Raw genomic sequence first — 13,748 nt, 5'->3', positions numbered from 1 at the left:
CCCGCTAGCGAGACCGCCCGCAGCCGGCCGCCGGCAGCCGCGCGAGCCAGTCGACGAGGATCTCGTTGAACTGCTCGGGCCGCTCTCGCTGGAGCCAGTGGCCGCAGCCGTCGAGCAGGTGCGAGGCGACGAGGCCCGGCAGCGTCGCCGGGAAGGCGGCGATCGCGTCGGCCATCCACGTCGTCGAAGGGTCGAGCGCGCCGCCGACGAACAGCGACGGCTGCCGGATCGGCGCGCCGTCCCACGGCGCCAGGTCCTCCCAGTCGCGGTCGATGTTGCGGTAGCGGGCGAGCGGTCCGGCGAGGCCGCCGCGCTCGAGCTCGGCGGCGTCGCGGTCGAGCTCCTCCTCCGACAGCCAGCGCGGCCGCGCGCCGTCCGGGAAGCGGTCTCGCATCTCGCCGCCGGGTGCGATGAAGGCGTGGGCGCCCGCGGCCTCTCCCATCGTGTCGGCGGAGAGCGCGGCGTAGAAGCCGGCCAGCCAGCCGCGCACATCTCGCTCGATCTCGGCCTCGGCCCGACCGGGCTGCTGGAAGTAGCTGACGTAGAACTCCTCCTCGCCGCCGAGCCGCGCGAACAGCTCGGTCGGGCGGGCACCGCCGCGCGGCGCGTACGGGACGCCGAGCATCGCGACCGCCGTGAACAGGTCGGGTCGCAGCAGCGCCGAGTCGGCCGCGATCGTCGCGCCGACGTCGTGGCCGATCACGACCGCGCGCTCCTCGCCGAGCGCGCGCACGAGCGCGACGTTGTCGGCGACGTGGGCCAGCATGCGGCACTGCTCGACGGCGGCCGGCCGCGCCGAGCGGCCGCAGCCGCGCAGGTCGATCGCGACGGCGGGCAGCTCGACCAGCCGGCGCGGCGGCAAGTCGGCGGCAGCGGCGGCGGAGCGGGTGTCGGTCATGTCGCGTCCTTTCGAGGTCACTACGCTCACCAGTGTGGTCGAGCGCTCGCGTCGGACAAGCCCGTTTGCCGCATCGGCAACCGCCGTCGCCCCGTCCGCCGACGAGGTCGGGTCGCGCGTGCGCGCCCGCCTGCGCCGCCTCCGCGACGCGCCGAGAACGCACGAGGGCCGCGAGCGGCTCCACGTCCTCAGCGGCCGACTGCGGCTCGTGCTCGGCGACCGCGAGCACCTCCTCGCGCCCGGCGAGCAAATCGAGTTCAGCACCTGGCTGCCGCACTGGTCGGGCGTCGTCGACGAGCCGGTCGGGCTGCTCGCGACCTTCGACCCGCTGCGCCGACGCGATCCGGAGGGCGCCGATGCATGACCTCTACGTCGTCACCCACCCGCACGCCGAGCACACCGAGCGCGACCTCGTCGGCGGCTGGCACGACTCGCGCCTGACCGCGAACGGACGGCGCGACGCCGGCCGCGTCGCGACGGCGCTGGAGCGGCGCCGCCGCGACGCGAGCCGGCCGGTGCGCGTCACCACCTCCGACCTCGCCCGCTGCGCCGAGACGGCGGAGATCGTCGCGACCGCTCTCGGCGCTCCGGTCACGCGCGATCGTCGGCTGCGCGAGATCAGCTTCGGCGAGGCCGAGGGCCGGCCGAACGCCTGGCTCGCCGAGCGCCAGGTGCCCGCCCCCGACGACGACCGGCTCGACCATCGCGGCCCCGTCGCCGGCGCCGAGACCCGCCGCGAGGTCGCGGTCCGGGTCGGCGCCTGCGTGGACGAGCTGATGGCCGACCGCGAGCACGACCACGTCGTCGTGACGCACGGCTTCGCGCAGACGTTCGTCATCACGACCTGGCTGCGGATCCCCGCCGAGGCGGCCGGCTTCGCCTCGTTCGCGACCGTGCCCGGCGCGATCACCCACCTGCGGCACGACCCGTACTGGCGCAACCGCAGCGTCGTCACGCGCGCCGGCACCGACCATCTGGAGACGGCGGCGCCACGGCGCTGAGCGGCGTGCGCCGCGGGAGCGGGCGGCGTTCAGCGCGCGACGTCGAAGACCTGCTTCTGGATGCCGTTGGCGTACGCCTCGTGCTCGACCAGCTTCAGTCTCGTCGTGTCCTTGTCGGCGTCGCTGAACAGCCGCTTGCCGGCGCCGAGCAGGAGCGGGAAGACGAGCAGGTTGTAGCGGTCGACGAGGCCGGCGTCGGCGAGGCCGTGGCCGAGCGTGGCGCTGCCGTGGACGATGATCGGCCCGCCGTCGGTCTGCTTCAGCGCGGCGACGTCGTCGAGCGAGCGCAGCACCGTCGCCGGCCAGCGCGGGTCGTCGCCGTCGAGCGTGGTCGAGACGACGTAGCGCGGCATCGCGTTGTAGCGCGGGAACTCGTCCGTCATTCTCGGCCAGACCGGCGCGAACGCCTCGTAGCTGCGGCGCCCGAGCAGCAGCGCGGCCGCCTCCTCCTGCTCGCGGCCCTTGAGCTCGTAGGCCGCCTCGTCGAACTCCACGTCCTTGAAGGTCCACCCGCTGTTGCGGTAGCCGGGCTCCCCGCCGGGCGCCTCCATCACGCCGTCGAGTGACACGAACGCGGTGACGATCAGTGTGCGCATCGCTTGCTCCTCTGGTTGTTGCCGGGCATCCATTCGCCAGCTCAGACCGGCGGCGTCCCGAGAACTCATCGCATCTTCGACGATCGCCTGCGCGCCAGCGAACCCGAGCGCGCGAGCGCTCCCGGCGGCGGCGAAGGTTCATCGCGCCGCCGGCTGGGCACAAGCCGCCCATGGCGCTCTACGACTACGAGTGCGGGGCGTGCGGGGTGGTCGAGTTGGCGCGGCCGATCGGGACGGCGCCGCCGTCGATCGCCTGCCCGTCGTGCGGTGCCGAGGCAGCACGGAGGTTCGCGGCGCCGGCGCTGACCGCCCCGAGCGGTCTGCGGCGGCGCGCGCAGGAGGCGGCCGACCGCAGCGCGCACGAGCCGACGGTCGTGAAGCACCTGCCGCCGCGGCCCGCGGGGCCGCGCAGCCGCGATCCGCGGCATGCGCGTCTGCCGCGGCCGTGACCGTCCGGCCAACCCGGTTCAAGGAGAGGAACGATGCCCGAGGTGCTCTTCAGCGTCGACCAGTCCAAGCGCTTCCGCGAGCAGGCGAGACTGGGGCACAACCGCTGGCATCCGGACATCCCGCCGGTCGCGACGGTGAGACCGGGCAGCGAGTTCCGGCTCGAGTGCCGCGAGTGGTTCGACGGCGACATCCGCAACGACGACTCGGCGGAGGACGTCCGCGGCGTCGACCTCTCGATCGTCCACCAGCTCAGCGGGCCGATCGCGGTCGAGGGCGCCGAGCCCGGCGACCTGCTCGTCGTCGACATCCTCGACGTCGGACCGGTGCCGCAGGAGGAGGGCCCGGTCGCCGGCCAGGGATGGGGGTACACGGGCATCTTCGCGAAGGTCAACGGCGGCGGCTTCCTGACCGACCACTTCCCGGACGCCTACAAGGCGGTGTGGGACTTCCACGGCCAGGAGGCGACCTCACGGCACCTGCCGGGCGTCCGCTTCACCGGGATCACCCACCCGGGGCTGATCGGCACCGCCCCCTCGCACGACCTGCTGGGCACGTGGAACAGCCGCGAGGCGGAGCTGATCGCGACCGACCCCGACGCCGTCCCGCCGCTGGCGCTGCCGCCCAACCCGGAGAACGCGCTGCTCGGCGCGTTGGAGGGCGAGCAGGCGGAGGCGGCCGCGCGCGAGGCGGCGCGCACCGCCCCGCCGCGCGAGAACGGCGGCAACCAGGACATCAAGAACCTCACCCGCGGCGCGCGGATCTTCCTGCCCGTCTTCGTCGAAGGCGGCAAGCTGTCGGCCGGCGACCTGCACTTCAGCCAGGGCGACGGCGAGATCACCTTCTGCGGCGCGATCGAGATGGGCGGCTTCCTCGACCTCGGCGTCGACCTGATCAAGGGCGGGATGGAGACTTACGGCGTCACGACCAACCCGGTCTTCTTCCCCGGCCGCGTCGAGCCACGCTACAGCGAGTTCCTCACCTTCGTCGGCTTCTCGGTCGACGAGGAGGGCAGACAGCACCACCTGGACTCCCAGCTCGCGTACCGCCGCGCCTGCCTGAACGCGATCGCGTACCTGACGAAGTTCGGCTACGCGCCCGAGCAGGCGTACCTCATCCTTGGCGCCGCTCCGATCGAGGGCCGCTTCAGCGGCGTCGTCGACATTCCCAACTCCTGCGCGACCGTCTACCTCCCGACCGCGATCTTCGACTTCGACATCCACCCGTCGGCCGACGGCCCCCAGCGCGCCGACCGCGGCAGCTGCCCGAAGGCGTGAGCGAGGGACCGCCGCGGCGCCCGCAGGCTTGATATAAGGCGTCGGCGCGTCGAGGAACGCGCGTCACATCGGCGGGCCGCCACGGCGGCTTGCCGGGGTCGAGGGGCGTTGCAGCGGAGGCATCCGCGACGCTCGGCCTCGGAGACAGGTCAAGGACGCCCTCAGACATTGAGGTGCTCCAAGATGGCTCCCTCCGCCCTGACGCCCGGCCGCGCGCCGGGCGATCGCTTCGACGCTCGCACGCTGTCGCTGCTGACGGTGATGGTCGTCGGCCCGATCCTGGCCCTGCTCGACGCGTCGATCGTCAACGTCGGGATCGACCGGCTCTCGCGCGAGCTGGACGCGCAGCTGGCGACGATGCAGTGGGCGACGACCGCGTACCTGCTCGCGCTCGTGGTGGCGATGCCGACCGCCGCCTGGTTGACCGACCGCTTCGGCGGCCGCACCGTCTTCGTCGGCGCGCTGATGCTGTTCGTCGCCGGCTCGGCGCTGTGCGCGCTCGCCTGGTCGGCCGAGTCGCTGATCGCGTTCCGCGCGCTGCAGGGTCTCGGCGGCGGTGCGCTCGAGCCGACGATGTTCACCGTGCTGGCACGTGCCGTGGGCCGCGAGCGCGCCGGCCGCATGGTCGGCCTGGTCGGGGTGCCGCTGATGCTCGGACCGGCGCTGGGACCGCTGGTCGGCGGCGTGATCCTCGAACGCCTCGCCTGGCAGTGGATGTTCCTCGTCAACGTCCCGCTCGGGCTCGCGCTGATCGTCTGCGCGCTGCGCGTCGTCCCCGACGATCGCGGGAGCGAGGGCGCGCCGGCGCCGATCGACGCGTTCGGGATCGCGCTGCTGACCGGCGCCGCCGCCGCCCTCGTGCTCGGCTTCTCGCAGGCCGCCGAGCACGGGTTCGGCACGGCCGCCGTGGTGTCGAGCCTCGGCGGCGCGCTCGCGCTGGCGTTCGCCTACCTGCGCTGGGCGCGCCGGCGCGGATCCCGCGCCGTCGTCGACCTCGGCCTCTTCCGCCACGGCGGCTTCCTCGCGCTGACCGGGGCCAACCTGCTGCACGGCACGGTCCTCTACCCGCTCCTGTTCCTCGTGCCGCTGTTCTTCCAGCAGGCGCACGGCACGGGGCCTCTGGAGGCGGGCGCGCTGCTCGTCCCGGAGGCGCTCGGGGCGGCCGCCGGCTTCAACCTCGGCGGCCGGCTCGTCGCCGCGCACGGGGTGCGTCGCCTGGTCGCGATCGGGCTGTCCGTGTACGCGGTCGCGCTCGTCCCGTTCGCGCTCGCGGACGCGACGACGGCGCACGTCCCGCTCTCCATCGCACTCGCGGTCGCCGGCCTCGGCTTCGGCGTGTCGGGCGGCTCCGTGCTCGGCGCCGTCTACGGGACGGTGCCGCCGCGGAGCGCGGCGCGCGCGAGCGCCGTCACGTTCATGAGCTCCCAGATCGGCGGCGCCGTCGGCATCGCGGTCGCCACCGTCCTGCTGGGCGACGACGCGAACGCCGCACCTCGTCACGGCACGGCGTTCGCCGCCGTCGGCGTCGTCGCCGCGCTGGGCGTGCTGAGCGCGCCGCTGCTCCCGGGTCGTCGCCGGCGCGAGCGCTAGGAGAGGATCTCGACGTACCCGTCGGTCCCGTGCACGCGGATCCGCTGGCCGTCGCGGATCAGCGTGGTCGCGCGCTCCACCCCCACGACGGCCGGCAGGCCGTACTCCCGCGCGATCACGGCGCCGTGGGTCATCAGGCCGCCCGCCTCCGTCACGAGGCCGCCAATCGCGAGGAACAGCGGGGACCAGCTCGGATCGGTGCAGGCGGTGACGAGGATGTCGCCCGGTTCGAGCTCGGCCTTCGCCGGGTCGAGGATGACGCGGGCCCGCCCCTCGACGGTCCCGCCGGAGACGGCCAGACCGAGCAACGCGCCGGGCGGCGCGTCGTCGCGCCGGTACTCGCCGACGACGACCTCGCCGTCGGAGGTGATCACCCGCGGCGGCATGAGCGCCTGGTACGACCTGAACGCCTCCTTGCGCCGCGCGATCAGCTCGTCGTCGACGTTGCCGCCGCGGACGGCCTCGTCGAGCTCCTGGAAGGAGAGGTGGAAGATGTCGTCGCGCTCGCGCAGCACCCGGGCGCGCAGGAGCCGCTCGGCCTCTTCGAGCAGAGCCTGCTTGTAGATGAAGTAGCGGCTGACCATGAAGTACTTCGGATACTCCCGGTAGCCGATGAAGGTCCGCACGCGGTCGATCTTGCGCTTGGTCTCCTCGGCCTTCCGCTCCCCGTCCGGCAGTGCCCGCAAGCGCTCGAGGAGCTCCTGCTCCTTCTGCAGCGCCTCCCGCCGCCCCCGCTCGAAGCGCCGCTCGGCCTCGCCCGGCTCGAAGTTCCTGACGTTGCCGAGGATCATCGGCAGGAGCGTGCTGGGGCGCTCGCTCCAGCGGGGCCGCGTGATGTCGATCTCGCCGACGCAGCGCATGCCGTACCGATCGAGGAAGGCGACGATCGCCGCCCGCGCTTCCACCCCGCCCGCGAGGCCGGGCAACTCGTCGAGGAAGCCGTCGTCCTCGGTTTCCTCCAGGAAGGCCACCACCTCGGGATGCGGGCGGACCGCGTCGGCGACGTCCAGGAGCGCCAGCCCCATCTCCGACGTGACGTTGTGCGGGACCGACTGCGTGAGCGTGTCGGCGACGTTCTTCTCGCCCAACCACTCGCGCAGCTGGTCGTTGAGCCAGCTCGCGGCATCCATCGCTCCCGCATACACCTGGTAGCTGCGCGGATCGAAGAGGATCCGCTTCAGCTCGTGGACGTCCTCGACGATGAAGTCGAGCAGCGCCGATCCGGACTTCGACCGGATCTCGCGTGCCAAGGCGGCGTTGGACGCCTCGCCGTGCTCGATCAGCTCGGTGACGATCGCCGGATCGGTCGGGACCGGGGCCGGCGCCTCGCGCGGCGGGACGTTCACGGGATCCTCGTCTGGCAGCGACGGCACGAAGTCGCCGCGCTCGACGAGCGTCCGCAGCGCGTCCCCGATCAGCGGGTCGGAGGTCGCCAGCGCCTCGACGACGGCGTCGCCCATCGCCGGCGAGGCCAGGTGCTGGATGACGTCGACGAACAGCCGCCCGCCGGCCTCGTACATCCGCGGCATGGCCGTCAGCTGCCAGAGGGAGAGCCCAAGGGGCTTCATCGCGTCGGTCATCATCTGCTGGTGACCGACGGAGACGTAGACGTGTTTCTTCCCGTCGCCGACGTCGGGGATCGGGAACAGCGTGGTGATCGGTCGGCTCTGGACGATCTGGAAGCCGTCGTCGACGAGGCACCATTCGATGTCCTGGGGGCGGCCGAAGCGCGCTTCGATCCGCCGGCCCAGCTGCGCGAGCCGCACGACCTGCGCATCCGTCAGCGCCGGCCGCTCCCGCTGCGCCGGGTCGATCGGCCGCTCCTCCGTCCCGCCGGTCGGCAGGGCGCGGACGGCGAGCTGCTTGTCGCCGACCGCCTTGGCGACGACCGCGCCGTCGCGCACCTGGTAGCTGTCGGCGTTGACGCGGCCTGAGACGAGCGCCTCGCCGAGGCCGAAGCTCGCCTCGACGCAGGCGACCTTGCGGTTGGAGGTGCCGGGGTCGGCGGTGAAGAGGATGCCGGCCGCGTCGGCGAAGACCATCCGCTGGACGACGACCGCCATCTCGACCTTGCTGTGGTCGAAGCCGTTGCGCAGGCGATAGGTCACGGCCCGCTCGGTGAACAGCGAGGCCCAGCAGCGGCTGACGTGCCGGACGATCGCCGCCGCTCCCACGACGTTCAGGTACGTGTCCTGCTGGCCGGCGAACGAGGCCGACGGCAGGTCCTCCGCCGTCGCGCTCGAGCGGACGGCGTAGGCGGCATGCTCGTCGAGCCGGGCGAGCGCGAGGGCGATCGCCGCCGTCACGTCGTCGGGGACCGCGGTCTCCTCGACGGTGCGGCGAACCTCCGCGCTGAGCGTCTGGATCGCCTCGCGGTCGTCCGGGTCCAGCCGCGACAGCCGGTCGAGGCGATCGCCGATCGACGGAGCCTCGGCCAGGATCCGCCGGAAGGCGGCCGTCGTCACGCAGAAGCCAGGCGGCACGTCGATGCCGTCGATCCGCGAGAGCTCGCCGAGGTGCGCGCCCTTGCCGCCGACGACCGCCGCCTGCGTCGCGTCGATCTCGTGGAAGTCCAACACGTAGGCGTCGGCGCGAGGCGAGTCCGCCGTCTCCGAACCGCCTCCAGTCACCATCGCCGCATGCTCGCTCGTGCCCATTCCGTCGCTCCTTCGTCGCTGTGCGGCGAGCGAGTATGGAGCACACCCGGGGGCTTGAATCAAGCCCCCCTACCGGCGATACTTTGGATGTGGCGGGGGCCGCAGGGGGGTTGGCGTGCGCGATCTGCGCCGAACGACAGAAAACCGATGCATCAGCCCTCGCTGTGCGATACTCGCGGGGCGTGATTGACTCGTTTCACCGCCCGGTTCCGGTCGGCTAGGCGCATCGGCAGGCGCACGTGACGCTCGCAGCCCGCGCGATCGCCTGGACGTTCGTCTACCTCGGCGTCGTGCTGGCGCCGCTGGTGTTCGCCGCGATCGGCGCCAGCCAGCCCGACCACGACTTCTGGACCGACTTCTCCGTCGCGCTCGGCTTCACCGGGCTGGCGATGCTGGGGCTCGAGTTCGCGCTCGTCGCGCGGTTCCAGACCGTGGCATCGGCGTTCGGCCAGGACGGGCTTCTGCAGTTCCACCGCCAGATCGGCTACGTCGGCCTCGCGTTCGTGCTCACCCACTTCGCGCTGTCGGCGCGCTGGGACGCGCTGACGCTGCACAACGCCCTGCGCGCGCCGCTGCTCGTCTGGTTCGGGATGGCGGCGCTGTTCGCGCTCGTGCTGCTCGTCGCCTCGTCGACCTGGCGCAGACAGCTGCGGCTCTCCTACGAGGCGTGGCACGTCGCCCATGCGGTGCTCGCGACGGTCCTGATCGTCGGCGCGGTCGGGCACATCTACTTCGTCGACGAGTACGTCAGCGCGCTGTGGAAGCAGCTCCTGTGGGGCGCGATGGCGGCAGCGTTCCTGTGCCTGCTGATCTGGGTGCGGCTGGTGAAGCCGAGCCGCGCGGCGGCGAGACCGTGGCGGGTGGCGGGGGTGCGCGCCGAGCGCGGCGACACGACGGTCGTCGGCCTGTCGCCGCCTGACGGCGTCGACTTCCGCTTCCAACCGGGCCAGTTCGCGTGGTTCACGTTCGACCGCTCGCCGTTCTCGCTGACGCAGCACCCGTTCTCGTTCTCCTCCAGCGCCGAGACCGGCGAGGTCGAGGTGGCGATCAAGGCGCTCGGCGACTTCACCTCGACCGTCAAGCATCTCGAGCCCGGGACGACGGCCTACGTCGACGGCCCCCACGGCGTCTTCTCGATCGACCAGGACGAGGGGCCGGGCTTCGTGCTGATCGCAGGCGGCGTCGGCATCTCCGGGCTGATCAGCATGCTGCGGACGCTGGCCGACCGCGACGACGTGCGCCCGGTGCTGCTCTTCTACGGCAACCGCGCGTGGGACGAGGTCGCCTTCCGCGACGAGCTCGACCGGCTGCGCGACCGGCTCGACCTCACGCTCGTCCACGTGCTCGAGCGACCGCCGGCCGAGTGGCACGGCGAGACCGGCTACATCACCGCCGACGTCCTCGGCCGCCACCTCCCACGCTCCTTCGAGCGGTTCCAGTACTTCATCTGCGGCCCCGGCGCGATGATGGACGCCGCCGAGGCGGCGCTCGCCGAGCTGGGCGTGCCCGCCGAGCGAGTCCACACCGAACGCTTCGACATGGCATGAGCGAGCGATCCCCATGCGACACACCCTGATCGTCCGACTGGTCTGGCTGATCGCCGCGCTGATCCTCGTCGCGTGCCTCGTCTTCGCGGCGGCGCAGAGCTGACCGTCGGACCGCCTGAGATGCCGACGACGGTGGGCGTTTCAGGAGCGTCATCACGCCGCGCGCCGTCGGACTTCGACTCGGCGAGGGGCTGGTTCTGAACACCGACCCGCGACCGGGAACCGGTTCGTGGCGTGCGGGGATTGGCCGGCGCTCAGCGATCGAGCCGGCCCAGGCGCGGCGCGAAGCGGCCGACGCGGGCTGCGTAGGCGGTGTACGCGTCGCCGTGGACGCTGCGCAGGTACGGCTCCTCGACGACTCGGACTTGCAACTCGAGCGCGACCGCGAGGCCGGCGAGGCCGATCAGCGCGATGACGCTGGGGACCAGCAGGGTCAGGCCGAGTGCGGTCGGGAGCATCGCGGCGAAGATGGGGTTGCGCACGAGCGCGAACGGGCCGGTTGTGACAAGCGCGGTGCGCTCGGCGGGGTCGACGCCGATCCGCCAGCTCGTGCCCATCGCGAACTGCGCCAGCAGCGTCGCGACGATCCCGGCGACGGCGAGCACGGCGCCGGCCGCGTGCAGCGCCGTGGTGTCGAGCGCTGCGATCGGCTCGACCGCGCCGGCGAGCGCGAGGATCGGCGCGGCGATGCCGAGCAGGAGCGCGAGCGCGAAGCAGACGCCTGCGATCCACTCGGGCGAGCCGGGGCGCCCGCCGATGCCATGGAAGCCGGTCGCGCCGGTGCGACGCAGCTGGATCACGGTCCGCAGCCCGAACGCGAGCGCGAGATAGGCGACGTAGAGGATCAGCGCGAGTGCGGCCACCGCTCACGCCTCCCGGTCGCGGCTGCGGCGCAGCAGCCGCACGCCGTTGAGCGTGACGGGCCGCGACATGCCCAGGTCGGCGGAGACGGCGAGCCCACGCGTGACGAGCGCGAACGGCGCCATCGGCAGCTCGATCGGACCGCTCACCGGACCGCTTCGTCCCGATGTCCGAGCACGGTCGCGAGCAGCGCCGCGCCATGCTCGGTCAGCTCGTACATGACCATCTTCCCCTCACGCCGCGAGCGCGCGACGCCGGCCGCCTTCAACTGACGGGCGTGGTGGGAGACCAGCCGCTCGCTGCGCCCCGCGATCCACGCGAGGTCGCAGACGCATGCCGTGCCGGCTTCGCCGAGGGCGACGGCAAGCCCCAACCGCGTCGGGTCGCCCAGCGCCTTCGCAGCGGCGGCGCGACGCTCCAGCTCCTCGACCGACGGCATCGACGCGCGCACGCGCTCGGCCTTCGGCACGTCGAGGCACAGCAGGTCGCAGGTGTCAGGCTCCGCGGCCATCGACGTCGATGATACATACAAACAAACCTTTGTATGTGTGGGTAGACGGTCGCGCCTTCACATGGGAGCGACCGCGGCATGGTCGGCTCATCGCACCGGCGCTCGAAGTCGCCGCCGGTCGCGACGGGCGGCGGCTTCGCGCGCGAGCCAGCCGCCTCCCAGCGCGGTCGCGGCACCCAGCGTGGCGTGCGTTCGCCATCCGCCGACGCGGGTCAGCGGAAGAGCGCCGCGCGGTCGGCCGCTGCAGGGCGTCCGGCGGCGTTCGGGCCGAAGAGCTCGCACACCTCGAGCGTCGGGCAGCCGCAGCTGCTGGCCGTCGCCAGCCACGCCTGCATCGCGGTCGCGCGCTCGATCAGCGCCCGCACGTCGGGCAGCTTGCGCCGCGCCAGCTCGCGCAGCGCGTCCGAGGCGCGGTCGCTATCCAGCAGCTCGCGCACTTCGTCGAGCGAGAACCCGGCGCGCTTGGCCACGTCGATCACGTGAAGGCGGCGGACGGTCTCGGCGCTGTAGCGGCGCTGGCCGGCGATCCGGTCGGGCTCGGGCAGCACGCCGACGCGTTCGTAGTAGCGGATCGCCGAGGTCTTGACGCCGGCCTGCCTGGCGACGTCGCCGATCGTGAGCGCGTCATCCATCTCCGAGATCACCGCCTTGACTTCAACACGACTTCAACCCCCACAGTAGCCGCATGACCACTCACGCCCCCATCGCCTGCTCGCTGTCAGCGGCCGAGATGCCCAAGCGGCTCGCCGAGATGCGAGCGATCGGAGCCGCCGCGCTCCTGACCGCCGACCGCACCGACACGACCGCCGCGCTGCGCTTCCGCGCCTCCCAGGACACCCGCGACAAGCTGGCCGCGATCGTCGCCGCCGAGTCCCGCTGCTGCGGCTTCCTCTCGTTCGACCTCCACGACGAGACCGACGCAATCGTGCTGACGATCACCTCTCCCGCCGACGCGGCCGCCCGGACGATGCTCGACGAGCTCGCCGACGCCTTCGCGAGCCGCTTGCGCGCACCTTGTAGACCCTGCCCCTCGGAAGTGCCTCGGCGGCTCGGGCTGCGCGCCGGCCCCGGGTGAGGACAACGGTCACGACGGGAGCGGCTTCCGTTAGCGTGATCCTCATGGCCAGCCGGATCAACGTCTCGCTCGATCCCGAGTATTCGGAGAAGCTCTCCCGACTCGCAGAACGGATGCACGTTCAAAAGGGCACGCTCGCCAAGTCCCTGCTGTCGACCGCCCTCGACGGCGCCGATCCCGACGCCGCGCACATCGTCCAACTGCTCGACGGCACCCCCGGCGCGTACGAGCGCACGCAAGAGGGCATCGCGCAGGCCCGGCGCGGCGAGGGCACCTCGCTCGACGACCTCGCGTAGCCGAGGTCCGCGTCATCGTCACGCCGCACGCCGTCGCCGATCTCGGCGAGCTGATCGAGACGCTCGGCCTGCCCGCCAACGCACTCCGACGCATCCAGACCTCCGTGCGCACCCTCCAGCCTTTCCGGCTCGCCGGCCGCGCGCTGACCGGCGCCTGGAAAGGCACGCGCTTCATCATCGGCCCTTGGCCCTGGCTGATCCTCATCTACCTCCACGACGAGACAGACGACGCCGTCTACATCGTCGCCGCACATGACGGGCGCAGCTCGTCAGCAGCCACCAGCGCCCGCTGACGCATCACTCGAAGTAGCGCGGGTGCTGGGGTCGGATCCGGTTGGTGCGCGCAGAATGCCGCGACATCGCCGCGACGAGCGTTACGTGATCCCATGTGCGGTCAGCTGCACCACGCGGATCGACGTAGACGCCGACCTCCTCGCCGAGCTGCGCGCCGAGGAACCGGGCAGGGGAATGGCAGCGGCGCTGGGCGTGCGCGATCGCCTCGCGACCCGACACATCGAAAAGCTGAGCGCGCCGCCTCAACCACTCCTACAACGCCGAAGGCCCCGCTCTCGCAGGGCCTTCGATTCATAGCGGGGGCGGGTTCTTGACGCATATCCCCGACCGCAGCTACCGGTTCGTCGAGGTGCGGGAACTGGCGTGATCGCCGAGTGGCGCACCGCCGCTCCTGTCTTCGCTAGACCTGTGCAATGCCCGACGCGATCGTCGAACTGCTCGCGACCGAAGCCGCGATCTCCAAGCTCGGTGCCCGCGACATCACGACCGACGAAGCGCGTCAGCTCCCGCGCAACGCCCACACGATCGTCCGCAATCCTCGCGAGGAGCCGCCCGGCAAGCGACGGATCGTCGTCGGCCGAACGAACGGCGGGCGCGCTTTGACGCTCGTCGTCGAGCGCACGATCGACCCGACCACCTGGCTGATCGTGACCGGCTGGGAATCCTCTCCGCGCGAGCGTAGACTCATTCCGAGGTGA

General features: G+C 72.3%; 17 protein-coding genes. 10 read left to right on the top strand and 7 right to left on the bottom strand.

All coding sequences use genetic code 11. The features are described 5' to 3' along the window. Positions 1–4: 4 nt before the first annotated feature. On the bottom strand, positions 5–919 hold the full coding sequence (locus BDZ31_RS06910) for an alpha/beta fold hydrolase (protein WP_343075532.1): 915 nt from the start codon (positions 917–919) through the stop codon (positions 5–7). A 97-nt stretch (positions 920–1,016) separates the two neighbouring features. On the opposite strand from BDZ31_RS06910, the gene BDZ31_RS25885 reads away from it, so the two are divergent. Next, positions 1,017–1,262 (top strand): cupin domain-containing protein, encoded by a 246-nt coding sequence (locus BDZ31_RS25885; protein ID WP_221242835.1) that lies wholly within the window; start codon positions 1,017–1,019, stop codon positions 1,260–1,262. Then, positions 1,255–1,899: a histidine phosphatase family protein gene (locus BDZ31_RS06900; RefSeq protein ID WP_183340269.1), complete on the top strand. Its 645-nt coding sequence runs from the start codon at positions 1,255–1,257 to the stop codon at positions 1,897–1,899. The genes BDZ31_RS25885 and BDZ31_RS06900 overlap by 8 nt, the downstream gene beginning before the upstream one ends. Positions 1,900–1,928: 29 nt before the next feature. Here the strand turns inward: BDZ31_RS06900 and BDZ31_RS06895 are convergent, their stop codons facing one another. Next, positions 1,929–2,495, bottom strand: coding sequence for a dihydrofolate reductase family protein (locus BDZ31_RS06895; protein ID WP_183340267.1), 567 nt, complete (start codon positions 2,493–2,495; stop codon positions 1,929–1,931). A gap of 170 nt (positions 2,496–2,665) precedes the next feature. Between BDZ31_RS06895 and BDZ31_RS06890 the strand changes: the two genes are divergently transcribed. The 3 genes from BDZ31_RS06890 to BDZ31_RS06880 all read left to right on the top strand — a co-directional run bounded on the left by BDZ31_RS06890 (position 2,666) and on the right by BDZ31_RS06880 (position 5,809). After that, positions 2,666–2,944: an FmdB family zinc ribbon protein gene (locus tag BDZ31_RS06890; protein ID WP_183340265.1), complete on the top strand. Its 279-nt coding sequence runs from the start codon at positions 2,666–2,668 to the stop codon at positions 2,942–2,944. 33 nt (positions 2,945–2,977) lie between these two features. Further along, positions 2,978–4,219 carry a formamidase gene (gene fmdA, locus BDZ31_RS06885; protein WP_183340263.1) on the top strand — a complete coding sequence of 414 codons (1,242 nt, stop codon included), beginning with the start codon at positions 2,978–2,980 and terminating at the stop codon, positions 4,217–4,219. 183 nt (positions 4,220–4,402) lie between these two features. Continuing rightward, positions 4,403–5,809, top strand: coding sequence for a DHA2 family efflux MFS transporter permease subunit (locus tag BDZ31_RS06880; RefSeq protein ID WP_183340261.1), 1,407 nt, complete (start codon positions 4,403–4,405; stop codon positions 5,807–5,809). Here the strand turns inward: BDZ31_RS06880 and rph are convergent. After that, positions 5,806–8,442 carry a rifamycin-inactivating phosphotransferase gene (rph, locus tag BDZ31_RS06875; RefSeq protein WP_183341053.1) on the bottom strand — a complete coding sequence of 879 codons (2,637 nt, stop codon included), beginning with the start codon at positions 8,440–8,442 and terminating at the stop codon, positions 5,806–5,808. The two genes, BDZ31_RS06880 and rph, sit on opposite strands and share 4 nt — an antisense overlap. Positions 8,443–8,705: 263 nt before the next feature. On the opposite strand from rph, the gene BDZ31_RS06870 reads away from it, so the two are divergent. Beyond that, a complete protein-coding gene (locus BDZ31_RS06870; RefSeq protein ID WP_183340259.1) occupies positions 8,706–10,013 on the top strand; it encodes a ferric reductase-like transmembrane domain-containing protein in 1,308 nt (435 codons plus the stop codon). A gap of 254 nt (positions 10,014–10,267) precedes the next feature. On the opposite strand, the gene BDZ31_RS25880 is transcribed toward BDZ31_RS06870, so the two are convergent. From BDZ31_RS25880 to BDZ31_RS06850, 4 genes are all read right to left on the bottom strand, one after another. Further along, complete coding sequence (locus BDZ31_RS25880; RefSeq protein WP_183340257.1) at positions 10,268–10,876, bottom strand: methyltransferase; 609 nt, start codon at positions 10,874–10,876, stop codon at positions 10,268–10,270. Positions 10,877–10,879: 3 nt separating this feature from the next. Continuing rightward, positions 10,880–11,023, bottom strand: coding sequence for a hypothetical protein (locus tag BDZ31_RS06860; protein ID WP_183340254.1), 144 nt, complete (start codon positions 11,021–11,023; stop codon positions 10,880–10,882). Further along, positions 11,020–11,385, bottom strand: coding sequence for an ArsR/SmtB family transcription factor (locus BDZ31_RS06855; RefSeq protein ID WP_183340251.1), 366 nt, complete (start codon positions 11,383–11,385; stop codon positions 11,020–11,022). The genes BDZ31_RS06860 and BDZ31_RS06855 overlap by 4 nt, the downstream gene beginning before the upstream one ends. A 212-nt stretch (positions 11,386–11,597) precedes the next feature. After that, positions 11,598–12,017 carry a MerR family transcriptional regulator gene (locus tag BDZ31_RS06850; RefSeq protein WP_183340250.1) on the bottom strand — a complete coding sequence of 140 codons (420 nt, stop codon included), beginning with the start codon at positions 12,015–12,017 and terminating at the stop codon, positions 11,598–11,600. A gap of 53 nt (positions 12,018–12,070) precedes the next feature. Between BDZ31_RS06850 and BDZ31_RS06845 the strand changes: the two genes are divergently transcribed. The 4 genes from BDZ31_RS06845 to BDZ31_RS06830 all read left to right on the top strand — a co-directional run bounded on the left by BDZ31_RS06845 (position 12,071) and on the right by BDZ31_RS06830 (position 13,748). Next, on the top strand, positions 12,071–12,460 hold the full coding sequence (locus BDZ31_RS06845) for a hypothetical protein (RefSeq protein WP_183340248.1): 390 nt from the start codon (positions 12,071–12,073) through the stop codon (positions 12,458–12,460). Between the two features lie 44 nt (positions 12,461–12,504). Then, on the top strand, positions 12,505–12,756 hold the full coding sequence (locus tag BDZ31_RS06840) for a hypothetical protein (RefSeq protein ID WP_183340246.1): 252 nt from the start codon (positions 12,505–12,507) through the stop codon (positions 12,754–12,756). A gap of 104 nt (positions 12,757–12,860) precedes the next feature. Beyond that, positions 12,861–13,049: a hypothetical protein gene (locus tag BDZ31_RS06835; protein ID WP_183340244.1), complete on the top strand. Its 189-nt coding sequence runs from the start codon at positions 12,861–12,863 to the stop codon at positions 13,047–13,049. A 414-nt stretch (positions 13,050–13,463) separates the two neighbouring features. Beyond that, positions 13,464–13,748, top strand: a complete 285-nt coding sequence (locus tag BDZ31_RS06830) for a DUF4258 domain-containing protein (protein ID WP_183340242.1) — start codon at positions 13,464–13,466, stop codon at positions 13,746–13,748.

This window comes from Conexibacter arvalis (genome assembly GCF_014199525.1).
GTDB lineage: Bacteria > Actinomycetota > Thermoleophilia > Solirubrobacterales > Solirubrobacteraceae > Conexibacter > Conexibacter arvalis.
Note: the sequence above shows the minus strand (reverse complement) of the source record. Positions and strands in the feature narration are given on the sequence as shown.